We start from the raw sequence: 13,212 nt of genomic DNA, 5'->3' as shown, positions 1-13,212 counted from the left end.
GCTACTTGACGACAAGATTCACCGTCTTGCCGGGGACAACGATGACCTTGACCACGGTTTTGCCGGCGATGCGCGCCTTGACCTTTTCTTCGGCGAGCGCGGCGACTTCGATGGCTTTGGCATCAGCGTCTGCAGGCACGCGGATGACGGTGATCAATTTGCCATTGGACTGCACGGAGACTTCGATCTCGTCTTCTTTGGCGAGAGCTGGATTGCTGATAGGCCAGGAGGCGCGCAGGACCGCGCCCTCGCCGCCTAACTCCTCCCACAACTCCGCAGAGAGGTATGGAGCAAAGGGTGCGAGCAGCAGCACAAGGTTGGTGAGCAGCTCGCGGATGACCGGAGCGGGGACTTCTCCGGATGTAAGCTGTGCATCGGCGGCCTGGACCTCATTGACCAGCTCCATAATGGCGGCTACGCAGGTGTTGAAGTGCCAGCGGCCTGCGAAGTCGTGCGTGATCTTGGCGATGGTCTGATGCAGCTTGCGCAGCAGCTTGAGCGAAGTTCCGCTGGTCTCTGCGAGAGGCTGGCCTTTGGCAGAACGCGCTGCTTCCGCGTGCCTGGTGGTGAGACGCCAGACACGGCCCAGGAAGCGGCTGACGCCTGCGACGCCATCCTCCTGCCAGTCGAGGTCGCGGTCGGGCGGCGCGGCGAAGAGCGCGTACATGCGGGTGGAGTCTGCGCCGTAGCGGGCCACCATGTCATCGGGCGAGACAACGTTGCCCTTGGACTTCGACATCTTTGCGCCGTCTTTGATGACCATGCCCTGGGTAAAGAGGCGCTGCGCGGGCTCATCATTGAGAATCATGCCGAGGTCGCGCATGACCTTGGTCCAGAAGCGCGAGTAGATGAGGTGCAGGATGGCATGCTCTACGCCGCCGATGTACTGGTCGATGGGGAACCAGTGCTGCGCCTTTGCGGGAGCATAGGGCTCCACATCATTCTTTGCGTCTACGTAGCGATAGAAGTACCAGCTGGAGTCGACGAAGGTATCCATGGTGTCGGTTTCGCGCCGCGCTGGGCCGCCGCATTTGGGGCAGGTAACGTTGACGAACTCCGGCACGCGCGAGAGCGGCGAGCCGCCGGTCTGCGTGATTTCGATATTCGCGGGCAAAATGACTGGCAACTGATCGTCCGGCAGCGGAACGATACCGTCACGCTCGCAATGAATCATGGGGATGGGCGTGCCCCAGTAACGCTGACGGCTGACGCCCCAATCCTTGAGGCGGAAGGTGATAGTCGCCTCGCCGAATGCCTGCTCTTTTGCGATGTGCTGGAGGCGCTGCTGCGCTTCATCGCAGGTGAGGCCGTTGTATTCGCCGGAGTTGATGAGGATGCCGTCTTCTGAGAGATAGGGCAATGCTGGTTCTTCTGCTTGAGGATCTGCTGGAGCGATGACGCGACGCACGGGGATGCCGTACTTCGATGCGAACTCGAAATCGCGGGCGTCATGGCCGGGAACGCTCATGATGGCGCCGGTGCCGTAGTCGGCCAGGATGTAATTGGCGACCCAGATGGGCACGCGTTTGCCGTTGTAGGGGTTGATGGCGAAGCGGCCTGTCGGGGCGCCGTGCTTTTCAATCGCGCCGATGTCGCCGGTCTCGCGAGCTTTCTTCTGTTCGTCGAGTAGCTCCGCTACCTTTTCTTTTAGGACGGAATCCGTGGAAGAAAACTGTGCGGTGATCGCATGTTCCGGCGCGAGTTGCACACTGGTTGCGCCGAAGATGGTGTCGACGCGGGTGGTGAAGACACGGATCTTTGCCGGACTGCTTTCTTCGGGACCGCCTTCAACGGTAAAGTCGACTTCCGTGCCTTCGCTGCGGCCGATCCAGTTGCGCTGCATGGTGCGTACTTTTTCAGGCCAGCCGTCGAGTTTGTCCAGGCCATCCAGCAATTCCTGCGCATAAGCGGTGATGCGGAAGAACCATTGCTCCAGGTCGCGCAGTTCGACGATGGTGTCTTCATGCCGCCAGCAGCGGCCATCGATGACCTGCTCGTTGGCGAGCACGGTGGCGCACTCCGGGCACCAGTTCACCTTGCTCTTTTTGCGATAGACGAGGCCGCGCTCATACATGCGCAGAAAGAACCACTGGTTCCAGCGGTAGTAATCGGGCAGGCAGGTGGTGATTTCCGTGGCCCAGTCGTAGCCGAGGCCGAGGCGCTGCATCTGCCGCTTCATGGCGGCGATGTTTGAGAGCGTCCACTCGCGCGGAGGTGTGTTGTTCTTGAGTGCCGCGTTTTCGGCGGGCAAGCCGAAGGCGTCCCAGCCCATGGGGTGCAGCACGTTGTAGCCGCGCATCCACATATGGCGCGCAAGGGCGTCGCCGATGGAGTAGTTGCGCACGTGTCCCATGTGGAGCTGGCCGCTGGGATAGGGCAGCATCTCCAGCACGTAATATTTGGGCTTGCCGCTGTCATGCGGGTCAGCCGCATAGAGAGTGGGATCAGCTGCCCAGCGCTCTTGCCATTTTGGTTCGATTGTTGCCGGGTCGTATCGCAGTTCTTTCTCGTCCGCCATAAGTATCTAGTGTAAATGGCGGCGAGTTACTGGAACATTCTCATGGATTTGGGTTGCAGGTTAGGGCCGCACACGTAGGCGTTGGTCTCACTTCTGGCAATCTCGCGGTTGGCCGGAATTTCAAAAAGCTGCGGGTCAGGCTCCGCCTGGGTGAATTCGGTTAGCTCCCGCGTCGTTGTTATGCCTGAGAGGTGGTAGAGGTCTGGTAGACGACCAGTCCACCGAGCCTGGGATCAGTTGCCGTCCAGACCTCGTTGGTGCGCGTTAGAGGCGCCGTGGTATCCGACGCTGCCTGGCTGGATTTGACTTGAGCCACTGGCGTAAACGTTATCCTGCCTCCCTTGGCTTCTAAGCCAAGAAAGGGTTTTATCCCCAGGTCCTCAATTGGCGGCTGGGCTCCGAAGGGATGAAGCGGACCAATGGCCTTCATTACTTTCGCACAGTCGGTTTCCGGTTCGCCGATATCCGGCATGTGAACCACCTGTGCAGTCGTTCCGGGCTCGGTCCAGTAGCTTACGGTCAAATGAACTAAATCGCGAACTTGATAGCCGGTGCGTGGATCATTATCGCTGCTATCTGAGGATGGTAGAAACGAAGCGTAAAAGCGGCCATGTGAGTCAGCCGCCCTTATGGACTCGTGCTCTGAGGTGGATGTTGATCCATCCGCGAGCGTTTTCACCGTGGTGTTCTTGAAATGCGCGGTATAGGGCAGCTGTGCCGCATGAGGAGACGACTGGCCGCGGACTACAATGCAGGCAAGTAACAAACCGAGTTGAAATGCGCAAAAACTTCTCCACATGAATCGCCGCCTTTGCGGTTCGGCTGCTACTTCTTCGGCCGTGACTCAGGCGGAACGAGTCCCAGAACGCGGTAATAGACCACAAGCTGGCCGTAATGCTCGCCTGAGTGTACAACCCATCCCCAGGCGTTATCTCCGAAGTGGACCGGAGAACCCGATTCTCCGTCCGGGAAGACATCGTTCAGGCCTTTCTCGCCCTTGGCCTGGATGAGCGCAGCTCCGTCGGCAAAAGATTTGCGAACGTAGGCGACAATTTCAGCTTTCGATTTGAAATCAGAGCGCTTTGGATCTCCGGTCGGAGGTCTCTTTCCCTTGGCGGGATTGATGAGAAAGTAGTTTCCGCCAGCGGCGTGCAGGAGCTGCTCGGCGAAGGATCGCTGGGCGGGATTGGGCTTGTAGTCGTACTTGTCCTCCGGAAAGTCTTCCGCCATTGCGATAAGTTTGTTGCCTTCATAGTTCCACACTCCGAGGAGTGCCTCTGAGTGAGTGTGCGGCTGCGCGGATTGGGCCGGCATTTGCGGGCGTGCGGCTGCGGTGCACAAGATAACTGCGAATGCGAATGAAGAAGCGCTGCGAAGAGCGTTCATGATGGATGTCCTTTCTTCCCGGAAGATTGTTTGCAATGAGCCTGGAGCGGGCTACACTGCTTTATGCAACCTGTTTCAGAGTTTTTGCTCGGTCAATGCGGCGGCGACGGGCTGGCGTATGCAGAGCCTCCCACAGATCGATCCTGCGCTGGAGATTGAGCCAGAAATCGGCGGAGTTACCAAAGACGCGCGCGAGCATCAGCGCGGTATCTGCAGTTACTGTGCGACGATCGTTGCAGAGTTCGTTGACGAGTTTGCGTTGCACGCCCATTGCTGCGGCTAATGCTCCCTGCGTAAGACCGAGCGGCCCAAGAAACTCCTCTGCGAGCATTTCGCCCACGGTCACCGGTTTGCGCGCTGTATTTAACATCTGTACACCTCACCGATAGCTGTGATTATCGAGATAAACCCGGAATGCTTCGCCACGACCGGCATCCCACTGGAAAATGAGCCTCCACTGCTCATTGACTCGGATCGAATGCCAGCCCTCAAGGTTTCCGCGAAGTTTTTCAAAGTGGTTGCTGGGTGGAACTCGTAAATCCGCATCCGTTGTGGCATCGTCCAGCAATTGCAGTTTCCGAAACAGCCGATCCTCCAGATTGGCCGGAATCTTTCGGCTTGCCAGGTCTTGAACGAAGAAATCTTCTAGCCACCGATCACGAAATCCGGTAATCATTCAGGTTTCCCTGTTGATAATTGTACCGTTGGGCGGTACAGGAGGCAAGAACAAATCAAACCATCAGACTTTTCAGCGCCTCTACATTGCGCAGCTCGTCGCCTGGCTCGTCTACCGGGGTCTCGGCGATGAAGGCGGCGTGGGCGAAGCGCTTGTCGTTGAGCAGGCGGCGGAAGGGCTCGATGCCGATGGTTCCCTTCCCGATGTGCTCGTGGCGGTCGAGTTTCGATCCGCGGGCGGCCTTGGCGTCATTACAGTGCCATACCTTGACCGAGTCAAATCCGAAGGTTCCTGCGGCTTGCTTCATGGTCTCTTCATAGCCCTCGGGCGTGACGATGTCGTAGCCCGAGACGTGAGTATGGCAAGTATCGAGGCAGACGCCGACGGGGGCGTGGTTGCGCAGGCGTGTGACCAGTTCCGACACCTGCTCAAAGTTTGCGCCGAGCGAGTAGTCCGCGCCAGCTGTGTTCTCAATGAGGATGGAAAACGGCGTTCCCTGCCACGGGAGGCCGTCGATGGCTTTTTCGATGGAGTCTGCAGCCAGCTTGAGGCCTTCGTCGCGGGTGAGTCCCTTCCATGAGCCGGGATGGAGGACAAGATACTCCGCGCCGAGGTCCAGGGCGCGCTCAATCTCTCCGCGAAATCCGACGATGCTCTTCTGCCGCACTTCGTCGTTCTGGCTACAGACGTTGACCAGGTAGCTGGTGTGGATGACGAGCGGACTGACATTATGCTTGGCGCGCAGCTCCTTCATGCGGGCGGCTTCTTCTGGTTTAACCTTGGGCGCGCGCCACATGCGAGGGCTGGAGGAAAAGATCTGGAATGTGTTTGCGCCCACCTCTTCCGCGCGCAGAACTGCGTTTGATGCGCCGCCGGAGGTGCCGACATGAATGCCGATCCGTTTTGTCATGGCGTAAGTCTACTCTGCGGGGTACGCGTGAATGCAAGCTGGATTCTTAATCATCGTCGTCATCCTTCGTGGTCCGCTTGACGCGCACCTTAAGCATTGCAGGAACGGGCTTGTCGCCCATGGTGTCTTTCCACAGAATCACGTTGAGCTTCTGCGTGTCAGCGTGATCGGCATGGCGAAAGTCCATCTTCATGCTTTCCTGCGCGCCGGGAGCGGTCTTCTTGTTCGCTGTATAGATGAGATTGTTGTCGCGGTTGGAGTAGTCGGCGTCGAATGCCGGCTGATCCCCCGCGCCCGTGAAGAGCGGCGAAATGACCGAAGCAAACGCATCGTTATTGTTCATGGGCGGCAGGCCGAGCAGCAGTTCCATGGTGCGAATCAGGCTGACCGTGGTGTAGAAGCGGCTATCCACAACCGGCATGCCGCTGCCTGATTCGCTTGTGGGGCCGTGCGGCGCGTACCTGCTGATGACCAGCGCGGTGGAGCGATGCGCATCCACGTGATCCGCGCCAGCCTGCGCGTCGTCCTCGACGATGAAGAACGCCGTATCGGCCCAGAAGGCTGAATGCGAGATGGCTTCGACGGCGCGACCTACGGCAAGATCGTTGTCTGCCACGGAGGATTTCGGTGTGGGGCCGCCGGGACGCGTGCCCGCAGTGTGGTCGTTGCCCAGACGCAGCATCACAAACTCAGGCATGGTGTCCTTGCCCTGCTCCTTGTCGGCTATCCAGCCCTTGAGATGACGAGTGAAAATATCCACGCGAATCTGGTCCGGCACCATGAGGTCAAAGTCCGGAGCCTCCGGCGCATAGTGGCCGACCAGCTCCGGCTTTGTGGCCGTGTTGGTGGCGATGAGTGGAATGGCCCAGGGCCACTTGTTGGTGCCGCCGCCCCACTCCTCCGGCATTGCTTCGCCTGGCGCGATGGATTTCTTTGAGCAGTCGCTGCCGCGTAGCATGGGCCCTTCCTGGGGGTTCGCGGGAAGCTGCTCCGACTTTGGGTCCGTACAGAAGATTGTGGAGATGTACTCGCCGAAGTGATAGTAAGTTCTGTGATGCGCGGCCAGGTTGGTCCACAGGTAGCCGCTGGCCGGCTCATTCACGTCGGGAATCTTCTGCAGGAGGGGGTAGTTGTACGCCACAACGCCCTCAAAGTCGTAAGTGCGCTGCGCGTTGCGATAGCTTTGCTGCCATGTCTTTTCGAGATAGTCGCTGCCGATAGCTGCATTCGACCAGACGTGGCCATCACCGGAGACTTCGCCTGAATCGTAGAAGTTGTCGAGCACGCCGAACCGCAGCGCGAGCTTGTGCAGGTTCGGCGTGACATCTGCGCCGAACATGGTGAGGCTCGCATCGCCGTTGCCCACGGGCTTGCCGTTGAATTTGAGATCGCCATAGATCTGATCGTAGGTGCGGTTTTCCTTGATGATGTAGATGACGTGCTTGATACGATTTTGATCGCTCGCGAAGGCGATCTTCCCTTCGGCAGTCTTCATACGGTTGGATTCAATGACCTGCGCAGTCCACTGTTGGAGACCGGCTGCAATCTCCGTTTCATCCACTACTGCAAGCGAGCCATAGAGTAATGCGGCAATATAGGTCTGATGCTCGATATGCGGCGGCTGGCGGTCTTTCATGTCATCCGGCACGCGCTGCAGCATGTTGTTCGGTCCGGTACCGCGGCCTTTGCCGGTTGCGATGTAGAGCTTGCCGCCGGTCTGGACAAGCGAGAATGGCAGCCACTCCGTGGGAATGAATCCTTCCGGTGCAATGGCCGGTGCAGGGAGTTTGGAATTCAGCTTGGAGTTCTGCCTAATCTTTGTTGTATCGAGAACAGCGACCGCATCCGCAGCCATGTTTGCTACATAGAGGCGCGTTCCGGCAGCATTCAACGCCAACGCCACGGGCTCCGCGCCAAAGTAAGTCTGATGCGGCAGCCGCGTGTCGAAGGTTCCTCTTACAATGAGCGTGCTTACATCCACGGCGGCTACGCTGTCGTGGTTCTCAAGCACAACGTACAGAGTGCGCTCGTCCGGAGAAAACTCCAACGCGCATGGATGCGAGCCTGGCGCGATTGGGTTTTCAGGCTTGTTTAGCGCCAGCTTGCGCTCTACGGTTTGCTTCGTCAGGTCCAGCTCGACGATTTCCGACGCATTCCACAGCGCCACAAAGGCGCGCTTGCCATCGCGCGTCGCTGCGAGCGCAATTGGATAGACGCCGGGAACGGCATCACTCTCCGCGAGATCGAAGCGATGTTCGATTTTCCCGCTGGTGGCATCGACCAGCAGCACATCGTCGGAAAGATTGCCCGCCACGAGAAGCTTCTCTGAACTCGCATTGGGTCCGGAGCCGCCAATTACTTCAATCGCCGCCGGAAACGGAATTCCCTTGTCGCCTTCCTGCTCGCCAACGACGCGCGTCTTGCGGCCTGGGGCTAGTTGTTGAACAGGCAGCGGGATGAACCGCTGCTGCGCTACTTTGCCAGCACTAAAGCTGTACACGGCGATGCCGTTCCCGGTGTCGCCGGGCTTTTCGCCGTTAGGGTCTGAGATTGAGCCCATGCTGGCGTAGATGTGGTTTCCATCGTGGCTGAAAGCGAGGCCGGAATAGAGGGTTTGCTTGCCGCCGACGCGCATGCGGAGCTGCGTGCGGTTATCGGGAAAATCCGCTACCTTTCCGGTCTGCGTGTCATAGACGGCCAGCGACTGATCGTAGTGTGACTCATATGTGCTGTAGCCGTCATTGAGCGTGACTACGTAACGCTTATCGGGCGAGACGGCAATCGAGACCGGCAGGCTGTTGAGCCGCTGCGGATGCCCTGGGACTTCTTCCATGAGCTGCTTGCTGGTAGGTAGATCAATCGTCTGGGAAGGTGTCTGCGTGGCGCTTTGAGCAGCCAAAGCCGCTCCGCCCGTCAACAGAACCGAAATAGCGTACGCAACAAGGCTCTTCGGCTTCATGCAGACAACCGTAGCAAATTTGAAGCTGTCTGTTGTTACAAAAATGTAAGTTGTCGGCTGAAGGCAACGCCCTGCTGCCTGCGATAATGGCCAGTTATGCGTTCAGTATTTACTGCGGACCGTCTGTGGGATGGCCACACGGTTGTCGAATCGCCGGTCATTGTTGCTGAAGATGGCCGGATTGTCTCCATTGCAAGCCAGACAGCAGCTGCGATTCCGGGGGGCGAGTTGCATGCATTTCCCGGGCTCACGCTGGGGCCCGCGTTCTTCGACGTGCACATCCACGGCTCTGCCGGGCATGACGTGATGGAAGCTACGCCGGCGGCGCTGCTCACGATTGGAAAGTTCCTGGCCAAGCGGGGCGTGGGCGCGTACCTGGCTACCACGGTTACCGCGCCGATGGATGCGACGCTGCGCTCACTGAATGGGCTGGCGAAGCTCATCGAGAAGGCTCCTGAGGGCGCGCAGACTTGGCCTATTGGCATTCATCTGGAAGGACCGTTTCTCTCCCATGCCAAGCGGGGCGTCCATCCGCCCGATCTGTTGCTTGCCCCGCAGATTGATATCTTTGACAAGATGTTTGAAGCTGCCCAGGGCCACGTACGTCTGATGACACTTGCGCCTGAGCTGCCCGGAGCTGCTGAGCTTGCCGCTCATGCCGCGGCTAAGGGCGTGCGCGTGTCGGTTGGCCACTCAAACGCTACCGCTGCCGAGACCGCTCCGGTGCTGGCTGCCGGAGCTACCAGCGCTACGCATACCTTTAATGCCATGCGTGCGCTGGATCATCGCGAGCCGGGCATACTGGGCGTCGTGCTGACGAGGGACGATCTTTTTGCCGAGCTGATCTGCGATGGCATCCACACTGCGCCGGAGCTGGTACGGCTGTGGTGGAAGGCTAAGGGCGCCGAGCGCGGAATTTTGATTACCGACGGGATGGCTGCCGCTGGAATGCCCGATGGCGAGTACATGCTGGGCGGATTTCCTGTGCAGGTGGCGGATGGCAGGGCTACTGCAAACGGCGTGCTGGCCGGAAGCGTACTTACGCTGGATCGTGCGCTGAAAAACTTTATCGAGTTCACAGGTGCGACTGTGGAGAATGGCTTGCGGTTGCTGGGCGCGAACCCTGCTGCGATGACAGGGTTCAGCGATCGGGCTGGCTCTGTTGCGGTTGGGCAGCCTGCCAACCTGGTCGTTGTGGACGCGGCGGGCAGGCTGGTGCAGTCGATTCACATGGGGGCGCTGGTCTAGCGCGAGGCCAGGGCAAGCGGCACTACGTTCGGATGTACCTGGTCAACCGGAATCTCCACTGCGCCTACGCGGTCACTGCTGAGATCATGAACGCCTATGCGCAGGAAGTAATTCCCTTTTACAGGCACGGAGATTTGCAGCTTCACCGGCAACCCGTCTTTCAGCAGGTTGCGGTAACCGGCGTCCGTCACGTCGAGGTCGATCTTTCTCTCAATGGAGTTGATCATGTCGCCATCCGGCGTGTAGAGCGCGGCCACAAACTGCAGTGAGCCATGGCGTTTGCCGTCCGGCGACTGCGTAATGCTCAGCGCGCTCGGATCGGTGTGGATGTCGAGATTGAAGTTGTGGAACGGCTTGTCTTTGTATTCCGGCTTGAGGTAATTGTCCTTCGGCAGCGCGTCACTTTTGCTCAGCTTCACCAAGCTGTTATCAATGTCCACACTGGCTGTAAAGACAATTTCTGTTGGCGGAACTGCGCCGAGCGCCATGACTGCGTCAAAGCCGCCTTTGGGCCGCTTGATCGTTGCACCATTTTCGTCTACGACAGGGGCATCCTGCGATGCCTGTGGCTGTGCCTGGGCCACTTGCTGCCCGGCCGCCATGCGCTTCTGAAGCGAGGCAAGCTGCCTCTGCTCGAGCTGCGTGCGGTCCACGGCATAGTAGCCAGGTCGGTACTGCAGCTTTACGCCGGGGCGGTTGACCGCAATCCGGATGTGACGGAACTTTCCGTCCCACTGCTGGTTGGTGGTGGAATAGGCCAGAGTGTAGTAGTTGGAGCCGTTGTTTACGATCTCTGTGAGTGTTTCCTTGAGCCCGTTGGTGTTGTAGTAAGCCTTGCCGCCGGTGGCATCGGCAACCTGATCCAGTTCCATGTGACCGAAAGCCTGCCTGTTGTAGAAGCCGGTGTTGCTGACCGGCCGGCGGCGGGAGGCATCAAAGCTGGGCAGCGTCTGCAGGCCGCGGGCATCGATGGGATAGACAGCAACGCGGCTGAGGCTCATGGCGTCAGTGAGCCCGGCCATTTGATCGTCAAATACGTTGAAACTGTCTTTGAATGGGTTGCCGACACGGCGCTCCACCTCTTCCAGTGTGGGCGAACCAGTAGCCCATTGGGGAACGGAGCCGGTGAACCAGACCAGGTTCTTGCGTCCAGGGAAACCGGCCAGGTAGCGTCCTATCGATTGCATTCCTTCGCCCAGAATCTGGTTCTTTGAGACGACGTTGTAATAGTGGTCACCGCGGACCGGCTTCTGCAGCGAGGGCATGTTCCGTTTGCCATCGGCTGCCGACAGCAGAACTTTGGGGTCGGTGGAGAAGCCCTGGACCAGACGCATCTCGGTATCGAGCTGGAAGATGGCGATCGGCGTTCCCGGCTCCATGTGCTTGAGGTAGGAGATCAACTGCCCGCGCAGTTCCATCTGTGCGTCGAGGGGCGTGTTGAGTGCGTCGAGCAGAATGACGGTGTAGGCATTGCTGTTGGCCACTGGCGTGAAATTGGTGAAGGTATTCGACGGCAGAGGCGGCGTGGTTTTCAGTTTGGCCACGTCGGCTGCGCTCAAGGTTGCGTGCTCTTCCATATGCCGTAGGACCTGCGGCTGCTTCTCCTCCGTAATGGTGAAGTCCGCCGCGGTGAGGCCGGTTAGGGGACGGTGCTGCTGGTCAGTAACAACAAGATCGAGCAGAACCTCACGGCTGGTAATGGTAAGCGAGGGCGCTGGCTGCGCGGCGATACTGGCTGGATCAGGAGTGGGGTTTGAGGCTGGAGCTTGCGGCTGTTGGGGCGTCTGGGCTGTAAGAGCCGATGCCAGAATGGCTGCGAGAAGGGCGGAGATGCGAGCGGGGTTCGCAAGAGACACCAAGGTAGGCATACGACAGGTCTCCTAATAGTCCTACTATATGAGACATGACAGCTGGCCGGAAAGTTTCTTTGCGAATTGACATCTATGCGGTTGTTTGAGCAAATACGCCGGCCAACCGTTCGGCGCGCCATACCGCTCCATCAATCCCGTTGATTTCGCGGTCCAGCACCAGCATCTCAGGAGCTGCGGCATGTAGACCGGCGAAAAAGCCTTCCCGCACCAGACGCGCCTTGCCGACGACGCTGCCGATCCATGCGACGGGCACTTCCTGGCTGAGATTGTGCTTGCGGCGCAGCTTGGCGCGCACCAGCAACACCGATTCCACCAGATCCGCTGCGGCCTGTTTCAACACGCCCTGGGCCACAGCATCGCCTTCCTCGGCAAGCTGGCTGATGTGCGGTGCGAGGGCGGCAAAGTCCGGCCCCGGCGAGGCATCGCCAATATTGATCAGCTCGTCGATATCCTTTGCATCCCAGAGGTTGCTCACTACGTCGAGAATCCGCGTTGGCTGCTCGTGATCGTAAGCGCGCAGCGCGCGGCGCACGGCATGCAGGCCAATCCAGTAGCCGGAGCCTTCGTCTCCCAGGCGCGAGCTCCATCCGCCGCAGCTCTCCCAGCCGCCGTCCGGCGCGCGGCCAATGCAATTGGAGCCTGTGCCGGCAATCTGCAGAATCCCGGGGCCGCCCTTGAAGGCCGCGTCCAGTGCAATGACCTCGTCTCCTACGACCTCCGAGCGGGTGATTTTGAAATCGGTGAAGACGGCCTGGATCCACTCCTGGACGCCGGGCATCTTGGAGGAAGCCACTCCGGCACAGGCCGCAGCAAGCTCGGTTACGCCGGCCTGCTTGTAGACCTCTGCCAGCAGGTCGCGCAGATTCTCTTCAGCCACAGCCGCACCCACGCGCAGCCGCTTGATGGAACCGTTTTCCGCAAAGGCCAGAATGCGGCCTTCCTGGGAAACGGACACACGCGTCCGCGTTCCGCCGCCATCCAATCCCAGCACCATTGCGCTTTCGATCATTCCCTGCCTTGCCCCGCTGAACTGATAACCATTGTACGGGCCTGATGGTTAACAACGGCCCGAGCAGATTTCTAAAGACTCTTCTTTGACGATCTTTTCAACGCTTTGGTGTAACGTTACCACCATCATGAATAACCGCTCCGTACCCACCGATACCATTTTGCCTCACGTGATCTACCGGAACCTGCCTGAAGCGATCGCGTGGCTCACGAGCGTCTTCGGTTTTGTGGAGCACTATCGCTATGGCGACCCGAATTCTCCCTCAGGAGCGCAGATGCGCGCCGGCCGCGCATGGATTATGGTGCGCGACACGCGCGGCAGTGAGCAGACACCCGCCGAGCTCGGCTACGGAACCCAGAGCCTGACCATCTTGATTGACGACGTAGAGAAGCATTACGCGCACACTCAGACTGAGGGAGCAAAAATCGTGGAAGAGCTGCGCATAACCGAATACGGAGAATTCCAGTACGCGGTTCTCGACCTGGATGGCCATCATTGGGTTTTCTCACGCCATGCGCGAGACGCGGATCCCGCAAGCTGGGGCGCGCAGGTCACGAATTTGTTTTAGCACTCTGATTTTTTCACTAAAAAATTTCTTGTACGCTTACCTTCTTTGTATGTTACTGTCAGTAACA

11 protein-coding genes are annotated in these 13,212 nt (G+C 59.0%); 2 read left to right on the top strand and 9 right to left on the bottom strand.

What is annotated here, in order from left to right; translation table 11 throughout:
- Window position 1 precedes the first annotated feature (1 nt).
- The 7 genes from leuS to VO84_RS18125 form a co-directional block, all read right to left on the bottom strand.
- The gene (gene leuS / locus VO84_RS18155) at window positions 2–2,518 is read right to left on the bottom strand and encodes a leucine--tRNA ligase (protein WP_058189144.1); all 2,517 of its coding nucleotides are present in this window, start codon (window positions 2,516–2,518) and stop codon (window positions 2–4) included.
- 178 nt (window positions 2,519–2,696) lie between these two features.
- On the bottom strand, window positions 2,697–3,317 hold the full coding sequence (locus tag VO84_RS18150) for a hypothetical protein (protein ID WP_157439988.1): 621 nt from the start codon (window positions 3,315–3,317) through the stop codon (window positions 2,697–2,699).
- Window positions 3,318–3,343: 26 nt separating this feature from the next.
- Complete coding sequence (locus VO84_RS18145) at window positions 3,344–3,904, bottom strand: DinB family protein (RefSeq protein ID WP_058189142.1); 561 nt, start codon at window positions 3,902–3,904, stop codon at window positions 3,344–3,346.
- A 61-nt stretch (window positions 3,905–3,965) separates the two neighbouring features.
- Window positions 3,966–4,274 (bottom strand): HigA family addiction module antitoxin, encoded by a 309-nt coding sequence (locus VO84_RS18140; protein WP_058189141.1) that lies wholly within the window; start codon window positions 4,272–4,274, stop codon window positions 3,966–3,968.
- A 9-nt stretch (window positions 4,275–4,283) separates the two neighbouring features.
- The gene (locus VO84_RS18135; protein WP_058189140.1) at window positions 4,284–4,580 is read right to left on the bottom strand and encodes a type II toxin-antitoxin system RelE/ParE family toxin; all 297 of its coding nucleotides are present in this window, start codon (window positions 4,578–4,580) and stop codon (window positions 4,284–4,286) included.
- Window positions 4,581–4,635: 55 nt separating this feature from the next.
- Window positions 4,636–5,490 (bottom strand): deoxyribonuclease IV, encoded by an 855-nt coding sequence (locus VO84_RS18130; RefSeq protein ID WP_058189139.1) that lies wholly within the window; start codon window positions 5,488–5,490, stop codon window positions 4,636–4,638.
- Between the two features lie 46 nt (window positions 5,491–5,536).
- Window positions 5,537–8,449 carry a bifunctional YncE family protein/alkaline phosphatase family protein gene (locus VO84_RS18125; protein WP_058189138.1) on the bottom strand — a complete coding sequence of 971 codons (2,913 nt, stop codon included), beginning with the start codon at window positions 8,447–8,449 and terminating at the stop codon, window positions 5,537–5,539.
- A 96-nt stretch (window positions 8,450–8,545) separates the two neighbouring features.
- On the opposite strand from VO84_RS18125, the gene nagA reads away from it, so the two are divergent.
- Entirely contained in the window at window positions 8,546–9,697 is a 1,152-nt protein-coding gene (gene nagA, locus VO84_RS18120) for an N-acetylglucosamine-6-phosphate deacetylase (RefSeq protein ID WP_058189137.1), read from the top strand.
- On the opposite strand, the gene VO84_RS18115 is transcribed toward nagA, so the two are convergent.
- Window positions 9,694–11,565, bottom strand: a complete 1,872-nt coding sequence (locus VO84_RS18115; RefSeq protein WP_058189136.1) for a VWA domain-containing protein — start codon at window positions 11,563–11,565, stop codon at window positions 9,694–9,696. The genes nagA and VO84_RS18115 overlap by 4 nt on opposite strands.
- A gap of 73 nt (window positions 11,566–11,638) precedes the next feature.
- Window positions 11,639–12,577: an N-acetylglucosamine kinase gene (locus tag VO84_RS18110; protein ID WP_058189135.1), complete on the bottom strand. Its 939-nt coding sequence runs from the start codon at window positions 12,575–12,577 to the stop codon at window positions 11,639–11,641.
- Window positions 12,578–12,704: 127 nt separating this feature from the next.
- Between VO84_RS18110 and VO84_RS18105 the strand changes: the two genes are divergently transcribed.
- Window positions 12,705–13,145 (top strand): VOC family protein, encoded by a 441-nt coding sequence (locus VO84_RS18105; RefSeq protein WP_197414100.1) that lies wholly within the window; start codon window positions 12,705–12,707, stop codon window positions 13,143–13,145.
- The last annotated feature ends 67 nt before the right edge of the window (window positions 13,146–13,212 follow it).

Source organism: Occallatibacter gabretensis (assembly GCF_001449115.1).
Classification (GTDB): domain Bacteria; phylum Acidobacteriota; class Terriglobia; order Terriglobales; family Acidobacteriaceae; genus Telmatobacter; species Telmatobacter gabretensis.
This window is presented reverse-complemented; position numbering and strand designations above follow the sequence as displayed.

Bases quoted from the DNA above. Each gene is read 5' to 3' on its own strand.
- leuS (WP_058189144.1), bottom strand. From the start codon at position 2,518: ATGGCGGACGAGAAAGAACTGCGATACGACCCGGCAACAATCGAACCA.
- VO84_RS18150 (WP_157439988.1), bottom strand. From the start codon at position 3,317: ATGTGGAGAAGTTTTTGCGCATTTCAACTCGGTTTGTTACTTGCCTGC.
- VO84_RS18145 (WP_058189142.1), bottom strand. From the start codon at position 3,904: ATGAACGCTCTTCGCAGCGCTTCTTCATTCGCATTCGCAGTTATCTTG.
- VO84_RS18140 (WP_058189141.1), bottom strand. From the start codon at position 4,274: ATGTTAAATACAGCGCGCAAACCGGTGACCGTGGGCGAAATGCTCGCA.
- VO84_RS18135 (WP_058189140.1), bottom strand. From the start codon at position 4,580: ATGATTACCGGATTTCGTGATCGGTGGCTAGAAGATTTCTTCGTTCAA.
- VO84_RS18130 (WP_058189139.1), bottom strand. From the start codon at position 5,490: ATGACAAAACGGATCGGCATTCATGTCGGCACCTCCGGCGGCGCATCA.
- VO84_RS18125 (WP_058189138.1), bottom strand. From the start codon at position 8,449: ATGAAGCCGAAGAGCCTTGTTGCGTACGCTATTTCGGTTCTGTTGACG.
- nagA (WP_058189137.1), top strand. From the start codon at position 8,546: ATGCGTTCAGTATTTACTGCGGACCGTCTGTGGGATGGCCACACGGTT.
- VO84_RS18115 (WP_058189136.1), bottom strand. From the start codon at position 11,565: ATGCCTACCTTGGTGTCTCTTGCGAACCCCGCTCGCATCTCCGCCCTT.
- VO84_RS18110 (WP_058189135.1), bottom strand. From the start codon at position 12,577: ATGATCGAAAGCGCAATGGTGCTGGGATTGGATGGCGGCGGAACGCGG.
- VO84_RS18105 (WP_197414100.1), top strand. From the start codon at position 12,705: ATGAATAACCGCTCCGTACCCACCGATACCATTTTGCCTCACGTGATC.